The 16558-nt window shown below is 50.1% G+C and carries 14 protein-coding genes and 1 rRNA gene; 2 read left to right on the forward strand and 13 right to left on the reverse strand.

Annotated features, from left to right (window positions below):
• Window positions 1–43: 43 nt before the first annotated feature.
• Window positions 44–157 (forward strand): 5S ribosomal RNA (gene rrf / locus J7445_RS00320).
• Between the two features lie 348 nt (window positions 158–505).
• On the forward strand, window positions 506–805 hold the full coding sequence (locus J7445_RS00325; protein WP_209283050.1) for a ComEA family DNA-binding protein: 300 nt from the start codon (window positions 506–508) through the stop codon (window positions 803–805).
• 1243 nt (window positions 806–2048) lie between these two features.
• Here the strand turns inward: J7445_RS00325 and mog are convergent.
• The 13 genes from mog to J7445_RS00390 form a co-directional block, all read right to left on the reverse strand.
• Window positions 2049–2621: a molybdopterin adenylyltransferase gene (gene mog, locus J7445_RS00330; RefSeq protein WP_019269898.1), complete on the reverse strand. Its 573-nt coding sequence runs from the start codon at window positions 2619–2621 to the stop codon at window positions 2049–2051.
• Between the two features lie 362 nt (window positions 2622–2983).
• On the reverse strand, window positions 2984–6664 hold the full coding sequence (locus J7445_RS00335) for a nitrate reductase subunit alpha (protein ID WP_070654478.1): 3681 nt from the start codon (window positions 6662–6664) through the stop codon (window positions 2984–2986).
• 319 nt (window positions 6665–6983) lie between these two features.
• Window positions 6984–7664 carry an ATP-binding cassette domain-containing protein gene (locus tag J7445_RS00340; RefSeq protein WP_039406817.1) on the reverse strand — a complete coding sequence of 227 codons (681 nt, stop codon included), beginning with the start codon at window positions 7662–7664 and terminating at the stop codon, window positions 6984–6986.
• Entirely contained in the window at window positions 7661–8332 is a 672-nt protein-coding gene (gene modB, locus J7445_RS00345) for a molybdate ABC transporter permease subunit (protein ID WP_019269900.1), read from the reverse strand. Before modB ends, J7445_RS00340 begins: the two co-directional genes overlap by 4 nt.
• Before the next feature lie 24 nt (window positions 8333–8356).
• Window positions 8357–9109 (reverse strand): molybdate ABC transporter substrate-binding protein, encoded by a 753-nt coding sequence (gene modA, locus J7445_RS00350; protein WP_019269901.1) that lies wholly within the window; start codon window positions 9107–9109, stop codon window positions 8357–8359.
• Between the two features lie 222 nt (window positions 9110–9331).
• A complete protein-coding gene (locus J7445_RS00355) occupies window positions 9332–9769 on the reverse strand; it encodes a molybdenum cofactor biosynthesis protein MoaE (RefSeq protein ID WP_070654477.1) in 438 nt (145 codons plus the stop codon).
• Window position 9770: 1 nt separating this feature from the next.
• Window positions 9771–10031 (reverse strand): molybdopterin converting factor subunit 1, encoded by a 261-nt coding sequence (gene moaD, locus J7445_RS00360; RefSeq protein WP_083310339.1) that lies wholly within the window; start codon window positions 10029–10031, stop codon window positions 9771–9773.
• The gene (gene moaC, locus J7445_RS00365; RefSeq protein ID WP_070654475.1) at window positions 10015–10488 is read right to left on the reverse strand and encodes a cyclic pyranopterin monophosphate synthase MoaC; all 474 of its coding nucleotides are present in this window, start codon (window positions 10486–10488) and stop codon (window positions 10015–10017) included. Before moaC ends, moaD begins: the two co-directional genes overlap by 17 nt.
• A 46-nt stretch (window positions 10489–10534) precedes the next feature.
• On the reverse strand, window positions 10535–11167 hold the full coding sequence (gene mobA / locus J7445_RS00370) for a molybdenum cofactor guanylyltransferase (RefSeq protein ID WP_083310338.1): 633 nt from the start codon (window positions 11165–11167) through the stop codon (window positions 10535–10537).
• Window position 11168: 1 nt separating this feature from the next.
• Entirely contained in the window at window positions 11169–12146 is a 978-nt protein-coding gene (moaA, locus tag J7445_RS00375; RefSeq protein ID WP_019269906.1) for a GTP 3',8-cyclase MoaA, read from the reverse strand.
• Window positions 12143–13369 carry a molybdopterin molybdotransferase MoeA gene (gene moeA / locus J7445_RS00380; protein ID WP_070654474.1) on the reverse strand — a complete coding sequence of 409 codons (1227 nt, stop codon included), beginning with the start codon at window positions 13367–13369 and terminating at the stop codon, window positions 12143–12145. The genes moaA and moeA overlap by 4 nt, the downstream gene beginning before the upstream one ends.
• Before the next feature lie 239 nt (window positions 13370–13608).
• The gene (locus tag J7445_RS00385; protein ID WP_039406800.1) at window positions 13609–14991 is read right to left on the reverse strand and encodes a NarK family nitrate/nitrite MFS transporter; all 1383 of its coding nucleotides are present in this window, start codon (window positions 14989–14991) and stop codon (window positions 13609–13611) included.
• Window positions 14992–15051: 60 nt separating this feature from the next.
• Window positions 15052–16311: an MFS transporter gene (locus tag J7445_RS00390; RefSeq protein ID WP_060974575.1), complete on the reverse strand. Its 1260-nt coding sequence runs from the start codon at window positions 16309–16311 to the stop codon at window positions 15052–15054.
• Window positions 16312–16558: the final 247 nt, after the last annotated feature.

A 16558-nucleotide genomic window follows, 5' to 3' on the forward strand; every position in this document is an offset into this window, starting at 1 on the left:
CCGAATATATTGATTGAGGCTTTACCGATTTGTACAGTTTAAGTTTGGCGGCCATAGCGAGTTGGTCCCACGCCTTCCCATCCCGAACAGGACCGTGAAACGACTCAGCGCCGATGATAGTGTGGTTCTTCCATGCGAAAGTAGGTCACTGCCAAACACCTATTCTAAGCCCCCGACAGATGTCGGGGGCTTTTACTTTGAATCGTTGACAAGTTTGGCGAACCGGACCCTCCTGCCTTGATAGCGGCGGTGGGGCGGAATGGGGTAATACTCCGAATGCTCCGGTTGCAGAAGAATGGACTTTTGAGAATGTGGATGGGGCCGCTTCGAAATTGAGGTGGGTTAGTAGATGTTGTAGAATCAATACATTGAGAGATAGTAAAGTTAGAAATATTTAAAATTGTTTGAATTAAAATGATGTAAAGTATATGATGATAAGATATATAGTGGTAACGTCTCCCCGGTGTTACCGTCCATATTAACGAAATGATAGGAAAACGCCCTTATGAAAAAACTCCTCTTTGCCGCACTCTCCGTTTTAACTGCCTCGCTGTCGCTGGCAGCCGTCAACATCAATACCGCCTCTTCTTCCGAATTGGAAGCCCTGCCCGGCATCGGTCCGGCCAAAGCGAAAGCCATTGTGGACTACCGTCAGCAGCATGGTGCCTTCAAATCGGTGGAAGAGCTCAAAAACGTCAAAGGCATCGGCGAGGGTATCTTCTCCAAACTGAAGGCCGAAGCAACCGTCGCGCCCGCACCTGCAAACTCAAAAGCTAAAAACGCCGTCCCATCACCTAAAAAATAACCCCATCCGCGTATTCGTGAAATTGCAGGTGAATACGATGGTCAAACTAAAAAACGTCCAGTTCCGGAAGGGAGTGGGCGTTTTTGTTTGTCGAACCGATCTTGTTACCGTCGCTCAGAGTGGGAATAGGACAATGTGAGACCTTTGAAAAAATAGTCTGTTAACGAAATTTGACGCATAAAAATGCGCCAAAAATTTTTAATTGACTAAAACCTTCTTAATATTGAGCAAAAAGTAGGAAAAATCAGAAAGGTTTTGCATTTTGAAAATGAGATTGAGTATAAAATTTTAGTAACCTATGTTATTGCAAAGGTCTCAATATACCGTTTCGGCAATTCCTGCAATATTGTGAAATTGTACTCATATGAATGGTAATGATCTGATATAAGAAAACATCGAGTTGTTACACAACAGGTTGAGAAAAATAAGCCTGTAAAACCTCAAAAGGCACTCCCTTCAGACCTTTATATAACTTTACTTTATTTTATTTTATAAAAATTCACAAATCATTGCAGTTTATTTTACTGGTATTCTGAATCCCTAAATAGAAACTCATCATGCCATATTTCCATCAAGGTGAGGATTACACGTTTTGCCCTCCTGTTGATCTGCGGTCAGGTAACTCGAATAAAGTTCTAACCAATACTGCCCTCATAACAAGTCATACCGAAAGCATGGTTGGCTGAGCTTTTGTATCGCGTACTTATTGTCAGAGTAAACGCATTTAATCAGGTGTTCGGTCAGAATTTTGACTGTTCTGTCTGAGGTTTTGTCCAGCAAAATGGCAGTATATAACTTTATTGAAAATCCGTCGATAGCGATAAACAGGTAACCAAAAGCTTATTGGTGCTTTTTGTCCTTTGAATAGCGGTGGCCTTTTGGTACCCAAATGATGTAAATACTCAATTATATTTAGGTCATGAATTATTATTCAGCTATATGATGTAAAGGAGTAAAGTTAGAATAGAGAGTCGTCTGAAAAGGAGGGTAGGATTAAGTTTGCTTTTCAGACGACTTTTATAATTTTAGACTTTTGAAATGGTGGATATTCATAGTAAGCATATAGCTTTGAAATTATGTATTGATTATGGTTTGTTTACAAAAGCTTGATGCTAACAGTTTTTTAATTTATTTGTCCTATAAATAGGAGTTAAGCGATTAGAATCTTCGTGCAGGTATGATTCAGCAGTTAGAGAGCGGGAGTAACTATAGCCGGCCATAAAAATATGGAAGAAGTTTATTTTTATTTGGGGCGGAAGGTGGTACAAATGGCGGTATCGGTTTCAATGAAATCACCGCCGATTAAATCTACGCAATAAGGAATGGCGCCGAATAGACCTGGTACAACGATGCTGCCATCTTCCGAACGTACGCCGCCCAATGTTTCAGCAATGGCTTTCGGTCGGCCGGGTAGATTCACAATCAGGCTGTTGCCACGAATGCCTGCTGTTTGGCGTGACAAAATGGCTGTGGGTACATAATGCAGGCTGATACGGCGCATTTGTTCGCCAAAACCGGGCAGTTCTTTGTCTAATACGGCTTGCGTGGCTTCGGGGGTGATGTCGCGAGGGGCAGGTCCTGTGCCGCCGGTGGTAAAAATCACATCGCAATGCTCTTCATCTGCCATATGGATAAGCACGCTTTTGATTTCGTCTTGATCGTCAGGAATAAGGGCTTCTACATAACGGATCGGATTGAGGACGGCTTTGTCAAGCCAGCTTTTGAGTGCGGGAATTCCTTCATCGGCATACACGCCGCTGCTGGCGCGGTCACTGGTGGAAATTAGGCCGATGGTGATGGTAGGGAGTGTGTTCATGATAATAGCAGACCCAAAAGATAGAAAACTACATTGTACCTGATTAGCTGTATCTGTTGTGGGTGTTGGCAATGTGCAAAATAGCAGGACTTAAAATACATATCTTCAGGTAAAGGCTAGCTTGAGAAGTTGTCTATAAAAATCATTTCTCAATAAATGTACTCAATCTCAAATAGGATGATATTCTGATTATCTCCTCATTATTGTTCTGCTCAACAAGTAGTTAGCTATGAATGAAATCTTGTGCATAAATTGCCTCAGCCGCTTTATTTCCTATTGACGGAGAATTTGATAATAAAAAATGCCTGTCTGAAAGTTTCCTCTCAGGCAGGCATTGCTCTTCACTAAGTTTTCAGACGACCTTAACCTGCCGGTTCGTCCATCCAATCCACTTTGTTCATTTTACGCACAATCACCCATTCATCACGGTTAGAGCCTACTGTGCCGTAGTAGTTGAAGCTGTACGCCAATTGCGCGTAGCCGCCTATCATGTGGGTCGGGTTCAAGACCGCCTTGGTTACCGAGTTGTGGATACCGCCGCGTTTTTTGGTGGTTTCTGCCGCCGGAGTATGTACCAGTTTTTCCTGAGCGTGGTACATCAAAATCATAGTTTCGGGAATACGCTGGCTCACAATCACACGGCAGGCAATCGAACCGTTGGTGTTGAACACTTCCACCCAGTCGTTATCCACCAAACCGGCTTTCTTGGCATCGATTTCGGAAATCCACACGTGCGGGCCGCCGCGTGAGAGCGTGAGCATACGCAGGTTTTCAGAATAGGTACTGTGGATACCCCACTTCTGGTGCGGTGTGAGGAAGTTGAGTGTGATTTCCGGATTGCCGTTAGGCATTTTGCCCAGCAGCTGTTTGGTGGTTTTGGTGTCCACCGCCGGACGGTACACGCAGAAAGCAGCACCGAAATCGCGCATCCACTTGTGGTCTTGGTAGAACTGCTGGCGGCCGGTCAGCGTGCGCCACGGAATCAGCTCGTGCACATTGGTATAGCCGGCGGTGTAGCACACTTCTTCGCTCTCCACTCCCGACCAAATCGGCGAGGTAACAATCTTGCGCGGCTGGGCGACGATGTCGTGAAAGCGGATTTGCGTGTGCTCGCTGGCATTAATCAGATGTGTATGGTCGCGGCCTGTAGCTTTGCCCAAGGCTTGCCAAGCCTTTTTTGCCACATGTCCGTTGGTTTCCGGAGCGAGGGTTAATATCATCTCGCAGGCATCAATGGCAGTTTCGATTTTCGGTTGACCTTTTCCGACCCCTTCGGCTTGTACGCCGTTGAGTTTACGTAGGAATTCAACTTCATGTTTGGTATCCCAAGCCATACCTTTACCGTTATTGTTGACTTTTTCCAGCAGCGGGCCGACAGAAGTGAATTTCTCGTAAATCGCGCCGTAATCACGTTCCACCACGGTCATCGCCGGCATGGTTTTGCCCGGGATGGGTTCGCACTCGCCCAGTTTCCAATCTTTCGGGTCGAACGGCTGACCGAGTTCCTGCGGGCTGTCGTGCATCAGCGGCGTGAGCACGATGTCTTTGCGTACGCCCAAGTAGTCTTTGGCCAGCTCGCTGAATTTTTTGGCCAGGCCTTTGTAGATTTCCCAGTCAGACCTGCTCTGCCACAAAGGCTGCACCGCTTCGGTAAACGGATGGATGAACGGGTGCATGTCGGACGTGTTCAGATCGTATTTCTCGTACCAAGTGGCGGTCGGGAAAATCACGTCGGCGTACAGGCAGGTGGTGTTCATGCGGAAATCCAGGAGCGTGAACAAATCCAGCTTGCCTTCCACTCCTTCCCGCTGCTTCACTTCGGCAGGTTTCAGGCAGTCGTCTTCGTCGCTCATCAGGCCGTTTTGCGTGCCGAGCAGGTATTTCAGGAAATATTCGTGGCCTTTGCCGGACGAACCCAAAATGTTGGAACGCCAAATAAACATATTGCGCGGCCAGTTTTTCGGGTTTTCCGGATCGTTGCAGGACATGTCCAGCGTGCCTTCTTTCAGGCCTTTGACCACATAGTCGGCGGGCGACATACCCGCCGCCTCGGCTGCATCGGTAACGTCCAGCGGGTTGGTTTCCAACTGCGGCGCACTCGGCGTCCAGCCCATGCGTTCGGCTTTGGCGTTGTAGTCGATCATGGTCAGGCGGCGCATATCGTCGCCCGCGTCGGACGTGAGCAGCTCGTCGGCGGACACGGTTTCGTGGCGGTACTGGCCGGTGTGGTTGTAGAAGAAGGACGTGCCGGCCATCTGGCGCGCGGGGCGGTGCCAGTCGAGCGCGAAAGTCAGCGGCGCCCAGCCGGACTGCGGACGCAGTTTTTCCTGGCCTACATAATGGCACCAGCCGCCGCCGGACTTGCCGATGGTGCCGCACATCATCAGCATGTTGATCAGGCCGCGATAGTTCATGTCCAGGTAATACCAGTGGTTCAGGCCGGCGCCGACGATAATCATCGAGCGGCCTTTGGTATCGTGCGCGTTTTTGGCGAACTCGCGGGCTACCTGAATCACGCGTTCGGGCGCAACGCCAGTGTGTTTTTCCTGCCATTTCGGCGTGTAGGGTTTGTCGTCAAAGTAGTCTTTGGCTACGTTCTCGTCGCCCAAGCCGTTGTCCACGCCGTATTGCGCTACCAGGAGGTCGAATACGGTGGCCACCAGCTGGCTGCTGCCGTCGGCCAAGGTGATGCGTTTTACCGGTACTTTGCGGAAGGTTTTTTCTTCGTCGAATTCGCCGCCGAAGTAATCGAAACCAACGCGTACCACGTCATCGGCGCACGCCTTCAGCGACAAGGCTGCCTGAACATCCTGGTCATTCTGAGCCTTGGTTTCCAGATTCCATTTTTGGCTGCCATCCCAACGGAAGCCGATGGAGCCGTTGGGCAGCATCAGGCTGTTGGTTTTCTCGTTCCACGCCAGCACTTTCCAATCGGGATTCTTCTCTTCGCCGAAGTTGTCGCTCAGATGAGAAGCGCGCAGGGTGTATTCGGGGCGGTAGCCTTCGCCGTCTTCCTTCAGGCACACCAGCACCGGCATATCGGTCAGGCGGCGGCAATAGTCTTGGAAATAGTCGGATGGATTGTCGATATGGAATTCTTTGAGGATAACGTGCCCCATCGCCATTGCCAGCGCGGCATCCGTACCTTGGCGCGGTGCCAGCCAGATATCGCTGAACTTGGCCATTTCGCCGAAGTCGGAAGATATGGCAACGGTTTTGGTGCCTTTGTAGCGCACTTCGGTATAGAAGTGGGCATCGGGCGTGCGTGTCATCGGCACGTTGGAACCCCAGACCAGAAGATAATTGGAGTTATACCAATCGGCGGATTCGGCCACGTCGGTTTGCTCACCCCAAGTCTGCGGTGAAGCAGGCGGCAGGTCGCAATACCAATCGTAGAACGACAGCGGTACGCCACCGATCAAGCCGAGATAGCGTGCGCCAGCGGCATAGCTGACCATAGACATGGCGGGAATCGGCGAGAAGCCGATAACACGGTCGGGGCCGTATTTCTTGATGGTGTAGCAGTTGGCTGCGGCCACCATTTCATAAGCTTCGTCCCAGTTGGAACGCACGAAGCCGCCCAAACCGCGCTGGGATTTGTAGGATTTGGAGCGCTCAGGATCTTCCACAATCCATTTCCATGCTTCGATCGGGTCTTTGGTTTTACGCGCTTCGCGCCACAGCTCAGCCAGCGCGCCGCGCATCATCGGATATTTGATGCGCTGGGCAGAGTAAACATACCAACTGTACGACGCGCCGCGTGGGCAGCCGCGTGGTTCATGGTTGGGCAAATCCGGACGGGTGCGCGGATAGTCGGTCTGCTGGGTTTCCCAAGTAATCAGGCCGTTTTTCACATAAACTTTCCAGCTGCACGAACCGGTACAGTTCACACCGTGAGTGGAACGTACCACTTTATCGTGTTGCCAGCGGCTACGGTAGGCATTTTCCCATTTGCGGTCTTCTTCGGTCAGTACGCCGTGTCCGTTGGCAAAGGGCTCATGTTTTTGGCTGAAAAATTTCAGTCGGTCTAAAAAGTGGCTCATGGCGGGTTCCTTATGGTTATTATTCCGGTCAGTATGTGTAACCAGAATAGTTTTCTACGTCTGCAATATAAAATAGTTGAAGACTAGATAATATGCTCCGAAAGGGGTTGCCGTAAAGAAAAAAGAAGGAAAAAGATAATACTTTTGATGCTAGTGGTTAGTTATTTTGGCTTATATGCACAGGCTTGGGCAGGGGAATATGTCGAATTGATATTTTCGGCATCGGAGAGCGATGTTTTTGCTTCGAGCACCAAGGCAGGTCGTCTGAAAAGAAAGCCTACATGCTTTTTACTGTGTGTCTATTTAAAATACCTGCTTTTTAACCATTCAGACGACCGTTTTCCATATAAAGCACTTCATCTGCTAATGCGTTTGTATCGGCAGAATCGTGGCTGATGATGAGCATGGGTACTGATAATTCGCTTTGCAGCTCTCCTACCAGTTGGCGCATTTGTTGGCGCAGATCGGCATCTAGGGCAGAGAACGGTTCATCCAATAGCAGCCATTTCGGACGGGTGATACAGGCACGGGCTAGGGCTGTACGCTGTTTCTGACCGCCGGAAATTTGGTGCGGATAATGGCCGGAGATATGTTGCAGCTGCATCCGTTCCAGCCACAGGAGTACCGATTCTGTAAGGTTACGGTTTGAAGGATTGTACCAGCCGTGTTGTAGTCCGAAAGCGATATTTTGTGCCACAGTCAGATGGGGGAATAGGGCGTAGTCTTGAAACATTAGCCCAACTTGCCGTTGTTGCGGCGGCAACCAGATTTTCTGTGCCGTATCGCCATAGATTTGCCCGTTAATGCGGACATATCCTTGTGCAGGAGGCAGAAGGCCGGCCAATAGTTGCAGGGTCAGACTTTTGCCGGAGCCGGATGGGCCGATAATGGCCAGCCGGCGGGCTTTGCTTCGACAGCAAACGTCTAAATTAAAACGTTTTTTGCCTGCAGCCACTTGTGCTTGTAAGGAGAAATCGAATATCCAGTCCGTATGGTTCATGTGCGATCCTTAGGTTTGGCTAAACGGGAAGTCGTCCATAAAACCGTAATGCAGACGGTAGAAATCAGCAGTACCAGTTGGTTGGCCAAGGAGTCGTTCCCCGCCTGAACAGCTTCATATACGGCAATGGAGAGAGTTTGGGTTTGACCAGGAATGCTACCGGCAATCATTAGTGTGGCACCGAATTCGCCCAATGCTCGGGCAAACGCTAACAGAAGGCCGACCAGCAGGCCTCGCCAGGCCAAAGGGAGGGTAACGCGCAGGAAAACGGCACTTTCCGATAAACCCAGCACTCGGGCGGCTTGTTCCAATTGCGGGTTGACGCCTTCAAAGGCTGCACGGGCAGGTTTGAAAACCAAGGGAAAGGTAACGACCATCGCAGCTAAGACCGCACCCTGCCAAGTAAAAATTAAGCGGATGTCGAAGGTATGGTTTAACCATTGTCCGATGGTGCCATTACGGCCGAACAAAACCAGCAGGTAGTAACCGAGTACAGTAGGCGGTAGCACCATGGGCAGGGTCAGGACTGTGTCGAGCAGGTCGCGGCCGGAGAAATTCCGCCTGGCAAGCAGAAATCCGACAGCAATGCCCAGCAGTAAATTGAGGAAAGTGGCCCAGAAGGCCACTTTTAACGATAGGCCGAGTGCCGGCCAAACATCTTGCCACATATTTCAGACTACATGAAAAAAGGTTTATGGGTGGCTAAAGCCGTATTTGTTTAATACTTGGCGGCCTTTTGGAGACAGTACAAAGTTGAGGAAACGTTGCGCTTCGGCTTTATCATTGCTGTCAGTGCTGACCGCAATCGGGTAGGAAACTGGAGTATCGAGCGGAATGGTGGCGGTAATACGCACTTTTTGGGGCATCAGCACCGCATCAGTACGATATACAAAGCCTGCATCCACTTCTCCTCGAGCGACATAGTCAAGGGAGTGGCGAACGTTTTGAGTAGTGATGATTTTCGGCTGGAGGGCAGTAAACAGGCCAGCTTTTTCCAGAGCGGCTTTGGCATAACGCCCTACCGGTACGCTTTCCGGGTTGCTCAACGCGATACGGTTGATGGCGGGACGCTTGAGATCTTGTAGTGAGGACGCAGAAGTACGGCTGTTCTTTGGAACAATCAATACCAGGTCATTGCGCACAAAAGTACGGCGGGTAGAGGTATCCACTGCATTTTTTTCAGCGGCCATGTCCATGGTTTTTTGGTCGGCAAAGGCTACCACGTCTACCGGTGCACCTTGCAGCAGTTGTTGCAGTAAGACACCTGATCCGGCGGTGTTCAGTTTTACATCTACATCGGGATGTTGGTGTTTGTATTGAGCAGCAATTTCTTGAAACGCATCTTTTAGGCTGGCAGCGGCGGAAACAGTTATATCTTTAGCTTGCAATGGCAAGGCAGCCAGCATCAAAGTAGCTAGAGCAGTTAAGCGGGACAGGTGGTTCATGTCGTGATCCTTTAATCGAAAAAGAAAAGGTAGATGAAAATAGCAGGAACTGAGATGTGCAGCCATTGGTAGAAGGAATTAAACGGTAATATACTACTAAAGTTGTAGTTATAATGGATGCATTGCTAAATAATTTGGATATTAAAAACCGCCGTAGCCTGTAAGTGGACAGACAAGGGCGGTAAGGATGGTTGGATGTTGATGTTTGGAGGTTGCTATAAATTATTCTGACGGCAACCCTTCAGGATTGGCCAGCCAGGCAGATGCCTGACCATCACTATAGAATTCCTGTTTCCAAATCGGCACTTCGGCTTTGATGGTGTCAATAATGAAACGGCAGGCGGCAAAAGCGGCATCGCGATGTCCGGCGGTAACACCTACCCAGACTGCCATATCGCCTACTTCCAAGCGGCCGTAACGATGGACGCAAACAGCATCTTCGATAGCAAAACGCTGTTTGGCTTGTGCCAATACAGCTTCTCCTTGTTTGCATGCCAATGCTTCGTAAGTGCTGTATACCAAATAATCCACCCGGCTGCCGTCGTTTTGACGGCGTACCCAGCCTTCAAAGCAGGTGAAGGCACCGCATTGCTCGTTGTCGAGCATGCGCCGGCGTAAGACTGCAGCGTCTATGGCTTGTTCAGTTAGATCAAAAAACATTTCAACCTCCAGCAATGGGTGGAATAAAGGCAACGGTATCGCCGGTTTGCAGGGGTTGCTGCCAAGGGCAAAAGGCGTGGTTGACTGCGGCGCGCAAGCGGTTTTGCGGTAAATCCCAATCATACTCGGCAGCCAGCTCGGCATAGAGGGCGGCAACATCGGTGGCATGGGTAAGCCTGATTTCCTGTTCTTTACCACTTTGTTCGCGTAAGGCGGCAAAGTAGAGGACGGTGATGCGCATCGGCTCAACGGTTGAAGTCATGTTTGCCTCCGGACTTGTGAACCAGGCGTATTTGTTCAATGCGGATATCGTGACTTAGTGCCTTGGTCATATCGTAAACGGTGAGTGCCGCCACAGATACTGCGGTCAGTGCTTCCATTTCCACCCCCGTTTTGTGAGATACCGCTACTTCGGCTTGGATATGCAGGCGGTATTCATCATCTTCATAGTTCAAGGCGAGCTTGCAGCGTTCCAACATCATTGGGTGACACAACGGAATGAGCTGGGAGGTATTTTTAGCAGCCATGATGCCGGCCAGACGAGCTACTTCGCTCACTGTGCCTTTGGCGGTTTGGCCATTGGCTGCTTGGATTTGGGCATACACATCCGGTGGGAAAACCACCCAGCCCTCGGCTACGGCTACGCGGCGGGTGGTCACTTTTTCGCCGACATCTACCATACGGCTTCGGCTGTGTTCGTCTAAATGAGTCAGGGACATTAAATACTCCGTTTTGAGATGGCTTTATTCGGTCAGGCAATTTATTTCAGACGACCCCAGGCAGTGTTTTGGCAGCTGCCACGGCGTGTTCGAAATCGGCAGGTGTGTTGAAATTGGATACCGCTTGCCAGGTATCAGGCATAACGATGGTTTGACAAAGCTGTGTATCCAGCCAAGCGGTTACTTTGCGTTTGCCTTGTGCCAGATAAGTTTGCAAATCGTGCCGCACGGCTACCGGCCAATGCGACATTAAGGGATGGGGACGGCCGCTGTCGGCATCTGCCAGCAGGGTAATACCCTGTTGCCAAGCAGGTTGATGCGAGCCTTCGGTCAGTAGTTTGATTACTACTTCGGGGTGTAGGAGGGTGTCGCAGGCCAGTACATAAATTCCGGTTGCACCTTGCCGGTGTGCTTGTTGCAGTGCCGGCAGAATGGCGGCCAGCGGTCCCTGTCGTTCGGGGAGAGCGTCATTAAGATAATAAGCACGCCCTGTGTCAGGATAAATCTGACCGGCGGCTGCTAGCCAAACAGGACGGTTAGGATGGGTTTGTTGAATCAGCTTATGTATCAGGGAAACGCCATCGAATGGAAGTAAGGCTTTAGGCGTACCCATACGGCTGCTGAGACCACCACATAAAATCAATAACGGCTCATTACGGGTAGCGGTTACGCCAGCCATTTCAACCACCAATCATGGATAGGTCACGGATCAGGCCGAATTTGCGGTCGTGCAGGAAGTGGTGCTCCGGTTTTTCCGCCATCAGTTCGTGCAAGTGCTTCTGCAGACCGGCTTGGTCGCCGCTGCTAAGCCATGGGCGCAAATCATAAGCGATACCGCCGAATAGACACAAGTGCATTTTACCTTGCGCAGTGACTCTCAGCCGGTTGCAACTTTGGCAGAAATCTTTGCTGTAAGGTGCGATAAAGCCTATGCCGCCGGCGAAATCGCGGTGGCGGTATTCCCGTGCCGGACCGGCATGTGCCGAACGCGGTACCAATTGCCAGCCTTCTGCTTGCAGGCCTGTTTCTATGGTAGCGGCAGAAAAATGTTGTTTGCCGAAAAAGGCAGTGTTGTCTCGCGTTTGCATCAGCTCGATAAAGCGTAAGGTAACCGGACGGTGGCGGACGAAATCCAGCGCATCGGCCAAGGTGCGGGACATATAACGGCGCAGTAATAAAGTGTTGACTTTGATGTCGTAAAAACCCTGCTCTAAGATGCCGTCCAAAGCACGAATAATGTTGTTGCATTCACGCTTTCCGGTAATTTGATAAAACACTTCCGGATCGAAGCTGTCAATACTGATGTTCAGTTTGTCGATGCCGGCGGCGCGGTATAGCGGAAACAGTTTTGCCAGTTTAAAGGCATTGGTGGTAAGGGCTACGCTTTCGATTTGCGGTTGGGCACGGCAAATGGCAATGATATCTGCTAAATCACGCCGCAGTGTCGGCTCGCCTCCGGTTAAGCGGATTTTTCGGGTTCCGCTGCGTGCGAAGGTTTGAGCCAGGGTTTCGATTTCAGGTAATGTCAATTCATCGGGTTTGGCTTTGCCAATATAGCCGTCAGGCAGGCAATACGTACAGCGATAGTTGCATAAGTCGGTTACCGACAGACGCAGGTAGGTTAGCCGACGGTTAAAAGAATCGGTTAACGCGCTCATAGAAAAGCCTCTGTAAATGGTTGGATAGTAACGGTAGCGCCGGCAGGTAGGTTACCTGCCTCGGCAGGTAGGATAATGTAGCCATTGGCACGGCTGACACCCCATACACGGTGGGAATCCTGTTCGCCGGCGGGGGAAGCTTCCCATGTGCCGTCGGCAGTTTGTGTCAATACGGCACGCTGGATGTCCATACGACCAGGAGATTTTTTTACTTGCTGAGATAATACGGCCTGCAAACGGAAAGGTTGGGGAATGTCTTGTGCCCCACATAACTGCCAGAGTGCGGCTTTCAAAAACAAGTCGAAACCTACATAGCCGGAAACGGGATTGCCGGGCAGACCGAAATACCAAGTTTTCAACATTTGACCGAATACAAACGGTTTGCCCGGTTTGATGGCGACTTTATAGTGATGGATAGCTCCCAGGCGATTGACTGCTTCACGCATATAATCGTAATCGCCTACCGATACGCCGCCAGAAGTAATCACTACGTCAGCCATACATGAAGCTTCGTTCAATGTATGCAGCACGCTTTCCAAATCGTCGGCAGCTTGTCCCAAATCCAAAACTTCCACCGGCATGGCAGCCAAGCGTGCCATTAAGGTGTGGCGATTGCTGTCGTAAACTTGCCCATTGTCGGTGGCAGGCGTGCCGGGTTCGTTAAGTTCGTCGCCCGTAGACAGCACGGCTACTTTGATTTTGCGGTAAACCGGTACTTGTCCGATACCAATAGCAGCCAACAGCATCACGTCTGCAGGGCGGAGGATACGGCCGGCGGTAAGCACTGTATCGCCGGCTGCCACTTCCTCGCCGCCGTAGCGGATATTGGCACCAACGGCTACGTCTTGGGTAAGGATAATGGCGTTGCCTTCGGTTTTAGTGTTTTCTTGCAATACTACGCAGGTACTGCCGGGTGGAACCACAGCCCCGGTCATGATACGGATGCAGCCGTCTTTGGGCAGGTCGCCGGCGAAAGGTTTACCTGCGGCAGATTCGCCTACTATCTGCCAACAGCTTCCGGCGGCAGCATCAGACGGTAGGGCGTAGCCGTCCATGGCGGAAATGTTGGTAGCGGGAATGTTTAGGGCGGACACCATGTCCTCGGCTAAAACGCGCCCTATGCTTTGGGCAACAGGAATATGCTCGATTTCAGGCAGACGTGGTGTGCGGGTGATGTGTTCATGAATCAGGGTTTGCAGTTCGCTGACGGATGTAAGTGCCATGGTGTGTGTCTCCTGTGCTGCAAGTTGTCTTCCAGTAATTTAACTGTTTGGAAATTTGTGGGATAGGGGATACTGGTTGAATATCCGTCATGGTAAAGCAGTAAAAATCAGATTTGAATGCATACAAAGCATTTGGCAGTGGTCAAAAGACATAGTTGGATTAATACTTTAGAATTAGTAATGATAAAGACAGGTCGTCTGAAAGCTTTCAGACGGCCTGTGTACTTAGTGTTCGGACATCAGCATTTGGCTTCAGCGCCTTTACGGGTGTAATACCACCAGTTAAGTGCCGCACAAATTGCATAGAATATGATAAAGCCAATCAGGGCGGCATTTACACCACCGGTTAGGTCGATGGATGTGCCGTAGCTTTTCGGAATGAAGAAGCCGCCATAGGCTGCAAAGGCGGCAGTAAAGCCGATTACGGCTGCGCCTTCTTTGGTAGCATCCAAACGGGCTTGCTCTTCACTGACTTTGCCTTCTTCGGCAAATTTTTGGTGCATATTAAGGAAAATTACCGGTACCTGCATAAAGGTAGAACCATTACCAATTCCGGTGAGTGTAAATAGAGCCAGGAAGCAGGCAAAGAAGCCCCAGAAGTTGCCGCCTTCACCATTGTTGGGAAGGAAGAAAATTACGCCGCATACCGCCACAATCATGCCGATGAAAACAAATTGGGTAATCAGTGCGCCGCTTTTGATTTTGTCAGAGATCCAGCCGCCGAATGGGCGGGCCAAAGCACCGACCAAAGGGCCGAGGAAGGCATATTTTACAGGATCAATCCCGGTAAACTGACTCTTGATCAGCAAGGGGAAGCCTGCGGCAAAACCGATGAAGGAGCCGAAAGTGCCCAAATAAAGGATGCACATAATCCAGTTATGCTTGCGGCTGAAAATCACGGCCTGGTCTTTGAAGCTGGCTTTGGCGGAAGCCAAATCGTTCATGCCAAACCAAGCGGCTAGGGTGGAAAGAATAATGAAAGGCACCCAGATAAAGCCGGCGTTTTGTAACCAAATTTGTTTGGTTACATCGCCTTTCGTCCAAGTTTGCGGCTCTCCACCAAGGGCTCCGAAGACACCTGCAGTAATAATGAGCGGTACGACAAACTGTACGGCAGATACCCCCAGATTGCCCAAGCCTGCATTCAGGCCGAGAGCAGTGCCTTTTTCGGCTTTGGGGAAAAAGAAACTGATATTGGACATGCTGGAGGAGAAGTTGCCGCCGCCGAAGCCGCACAGGAGCGCCAGTACCATCATGGTAATGTAGCTGGTGTTCGGGTTTTGAACGGCAAAACCCAAGCCGATAGCCGGCAGCAGCAGGCTGGCGGTAGAGATGGCCGTCCATTTGCGGCCGCCGAATATGGGCACCATGAAAGAATAGAAGATACGCAAGGTCGCCCCGGATAAGGCGGGCAGGGCGGCCAGCCAGAAGAGCTGGTTTTCGCTGTATTTGAAGCCGATATTGGGCAGGTTGACTACCGCCACGCTCCATACTTGCCAGATAGCGAAGGCAAGGAGGAGGGCAGGGATAGAAATCCACAAATTGCGGGTGGCAATTTTTTTACCTGTTTGCTGCCAGAAGGTTTTATCTTCCGGCTGCCAATGTTCGATAAGATGAGACATAAAAAGGGCTCCTTCTGATAGGTGTTGGGTCGTCTGAAAATTTTCAGACGAACTACAGATTTAGGATTGACGCTCTTTTAAGGCTTTCATATCACTTTCGCGTTTGGCTTTAAACGAAAAGTGCATCCAAATCAGCGAAACGCAGACTGTACCGTAGAGCAGCATGAAAGAAGTAGAGCGAATGCCAGTCCAGTCTTCCAATGCGCCGAACATAATCGGCAGAAGGAAACCGCCCAGGCCACCGGCCAGGCCGACAATACCGGATACGGCACCGATATTATCGGGATAGTCGTCAGCTACAAACTTGAATACGGAAGCTTTGCCTACCGCAGTGGCTACACCCACTGTGAACATTAGTATCGTGAATACGGTTACATTGAGACCGAGGTGCATGGTTAGCGAACCGCCGTCGGTCGTGCGGATGGAAAGATCGGTTTGCGGGTAGGAGAGTATGAAGAAACATATCCAAATCAACCACATTACCGCCCAAGTTACCTTATATGCACCGAATTTGTCGGAAAGGTAGCCGCCGAAAGCACGCAGTACACCTCCCGGCAGTGAGAAGCAGGCTGCCAAAAATGCCGCCGTTTGCAGTGGCATACCGTATTCGCCCACATAGTATTTGGTCATCCACAATGCCAGTGCCACATAGCCGCCGAAGACTACGGAGTAATATTGGCTGTATCGCAGCACGCCCGGGTCTTTCAAGAGTGCTAATTGTTCTTTCAACGTAACGTTGGAAGAGACCAAGTGTTTGGGATCGTGATAGCTGGTAAACCAAAAGAGTATCGCGGTAGCCAGCATAATGGCTGAGTATACGGTAGGGACAATCTGCCAAGTTCCAAAGGTAACAATCAGCCAGGCGGCAAGGAATTTATTGATTGCACTACCTGCATTGCCCGCGCCGAATATCCCCATTGCCACGCCTTGTTGGTGTTTGGGGAACCAGCGTGCCACATAGGGAGTACCTACCGAGAACGAACCGCCGGCCAAGCCCATCACCAGACCGATTACCAAGAAATGCCAATATTGATTGGCGTAGCGCATCAGAAAAATGGTTGGTACGGATAGGATCATCAAGGTAAACAGCACGATACGGCCGCCAAATTTATCGGTAAGGATGCCTAACGGTACACGGATCAGCGCACCGGAAAGCACCGGCAGAGCAATCAGAATGCCGTATTGGGTTTGGTTAAACCCCATTTCTTCCTGAACTTTGATGCCGACAACGGCCAGCATCATCCAAATCATAAAACAGACAGTAAAAGATAGAGTGCTGGAGAATAGCACCGAGTAGCGTTTGTAAGTTTCCGAGGCCATCTTGCTGCCCCTTCCTTTCTAGTGGTTTACCATAAGTTAATCGGATTTTTACACAGCTTTAACTTACGCGTTCGCGAGCTATCACGCATTGCTCTGAAGCATGGACATAGCAAAGCATTGGAATAGTAGAAATTAGTCTTAAATAAGCAGGGTACTAGTTATTTAGGCGTAGATACATAGGATGGTACGCTTTGGCTTTGTAAAACGTCAAGCATTGTAGAAAAAGGTCGTCTGAAAACCATTTCAG

Source organism: Neisseria sicca (assembly GCF_017753665.1).
In the GTDB taxonomy this organism is placed as follows: Bacteria; Pseudomonadota; Gammaproteobacteria; order Burkholderiales; family Neisseriaceae; genus Neisseria; species Neisseria flava.

What these genes read in the sequence shown, in the direction of transcription:
- J7445_RS00325 (WP_209283050.1), top strand. Translation starts at nt 506, where the DNA reads ATGAAAAAACTCCTCTTTGCCGCACTCTCCGTTTTAACTGCCTCGCTG.
- J7445_RS00335 (WP_070654478.1), bottom strand. Translation starts at nt 6,664, where the DNA reads ATGAGCCACTTTTTAGACCGACTGAAATTTTTCAGCCAAAAACATGAG.
- modB (WP_019269900.1), bottom strand. Translation starts at nt 8,332, where the DNA reads ATGTGGCAAGATGTTTGGCCGGCACTCGGCCTATCGTTAAAAGTGGCC.
- moaD (WP_083310339.1), bottom strand. Translation starts at nt 10,031, where the DNA reads ATGACTTCAACCGTTGAGCCGATGCGCATCACCGTCCTCTACTTTGCC.
- moeA (WP_070654474.1), bottom strand. Translation starts at nt 13,369, where the DNA reads ATGGCACTTACATCCGTCAGCGAACTGCAAACCCTGATTCATGAACAC.
- J7445_RS00390 (WP_060974575.1), bottom strand. Translation starts at nt 16,311, where the DNA reads ATGGCCTCGGAAACTTACAAACGCTACTCGGTGCTATTCTCCAGCACT.
- mog (WP_019269898.1), bottom strand. Translation starts at nt 2,621, where the DNA reads ATGAACACACTCCCTACCATCACCATCGGCCTAATTTCCACCAGTGAC.
- J7445_RS00385 (WP_039406800.1), bottom strand. Translation starts at nt 14,991, where the DNA reads ATGTCTCATCTTATCGAACATTGGCAGCCGGAAGATAAAACCTTCTGG.
- J7445_RS00355 (WP_070654477.1), bottom strand. Translation starts at nt 9,769, where the DNA reads ATGTTTTTTGATCTAACTGAACAAGCCATAGACGCTGCAGTCTTACGC.
- moaC (WP_070654475.1), bottom strand. Translation starts at nt 10,488, where the DNA reads ATGTCCCTGACTCATTTAGACGAACACAGCCGAAGCCGTATGGTAGAT.
- modA (WP_019269901.1), bottom strand. Translation starts at nt 9,109, where the DNA reads ATGAACCACCTGTCCCGCTTAACTGCTCTAGCTACTTTGATGCTGGCT.
- mobA (WP_083310338.1), bottom strand. Translation starts at nt 11,167, where the DNA reads ATGGCTGGCGTAACCGCTACCCGTAATGAGCCGTTATTGATTTTATGT.
- moaA (WP_019269906.1), bottom strand. Translation starts at nt 12,146, where the DNA reads ATGAGCGCGTTAACCGATTCTTTTAACCGTCGGCTAACCTACCTGCGT.
- J7445_RS00340 (WP_039406817.1), bottom strand. Translation starts at nt 7,664, where the DNA reads ATGAACCATACGGACTGGATATTCGATTTCTCCTTACAAGCACAAGTG.